Genomic DNA, 1537 nt, shown 5'->3' on the forward strand with positions numbered 1-1537 from the left:
TGAGAGATTATTCTCTCAAAACTAGACAATGCAAAAACCAGATGCTCCGACCTAAGATTTTGTAATCCTTAGAAAGGAGGTGATCCAGCCGCACCTTCCGATACGGCTACCTTGTTACGACTTCACCCCAGTCATCGCCCCCACCTTAGACGGCTGCATCCTTGCGGTTTGCCCACCGGCTTCGGGTGTGAATGACTTCCGTGGTGTGACGGGCGGTGTGTACAAGGCCCGGGAACGTATTCACCGCTGTATGCTGACCAGCGATTACTAGCGATTCCGACTTCATGCAGGCGGGTTGCAGCCTGCAATCCGAACTGGGAGATGGTTTATGGGGTTCGCTTGCCCTCGCGGGTTCGCTGCTCTCTGTCCATCCCATTGTAGTACGTGTGTAGCCCAGGACATAAGGGGCATGATGACTTGACGTCATCCCCGCCTTCCTCCGCGTTGTCCGCGGCAGTCTCATTTGAGTTCCCACCTTGACGTGCTGGCAACAAATGATAGGGGTTGCGCTCGTTGCGGGACTTAACCCAACATCTCACGACACGAGCTGACGACAGCCATGCACCACCTGTTTTCGTGTCTCCGAAGAGAGGGACCTATCTCTAGGTCTTTCACTCAATGTCAAGCCCTGGTAAGGTTCTTCGCGTTGCGTCGAATTAAACCACATACTCCACCGCTTGTGCGGGCCCCCGTCAATTCCTTTGAGTTTCAGTCTTGCGACCGTACTCCCCAGGCGGAATGCTTATTGCGTTAACTCCGGCACAGAAGGGGTCGATACCTCCTACACCTAGCATTCATCGTTTACGGCGTGGACTACCAGGGTATCTAATCCTGTTCGCTCCCCACGCTTTCGAGCCTCAGCGTCAGTTACAGTCCAGAAAGCCGCCTTCGCCACTGGTGTTCCTCCTAATATCTACGCATTTCACCGCTACACTAGGAATTCCGCTTTCCTCTCCTGCACTCAAGAAAGACAGTTTCAATCCCATCACGGGGTTGAGCCCCGCACTTTTAAGACTGACTTGCCTTCCCGCCTGCGCTCCCTTTACGCCCAATAATTCCGGACAACGCTCGCCACCTACGTATTACCGCGGCTGCTGGCACGTAGTTAGCCGTGGCTTCCTCGACGGGTACCGTCATTGCTAGAAACTATTCGCATCTAGCACATTCGTCCCCGTCAACAGAGCTTTACGAGCCGAAACCCTTCTTCACTCACGCGGCGTTGCTCCGTCAGGCTTTCGCCCATTGCGGAAGATTCCCCACTGCTGCCTCCCGTAGGAGTCTGGACCGTGTCTCAGTTCCAATGTGGCCGTTCATCCTCTCAGACCGGCTACTGATCGTCGCCTTGGTAGGCCGTTACCCCACCAACTAGCTAATCAGACGCAGACCCATCGCAAAGCGATAGCTTACAAGTAGAGGCCATCTTTAATCAGTCTCCCATGCGGGAATCTGACAACATTCGGTATTAGCAGTCCTTTCGAACTGTTGTCCCCATCTTTGCGGCAGGTTGTCTACGCGTTACTCACCCGTTTGCCACTCG

The 1537-nt window shown here is 54.2% G+C and carries 1 rRNA gene; it reads right to left on the reverse strand.

Annotation, left to right across the window (positions count from 1 at the left end):
- Positions 1–72: 72 nt before the first annotated feature.
- A 16S ribosomal RNA gene (locus BUB68_RS14815) occupies positions 73–1537 on the reverse strand; the annotation flags it as partial.

This window comes from Pseudoselenomonas ruminantium (assembly GCF_900142515.1).
Lineage (GTDB): Bacteria > Bacillota > Negativicutes > Selenomonadales > Selenomonadaceae > Selenomonas_A > Selenomonas_A ruminantium_D.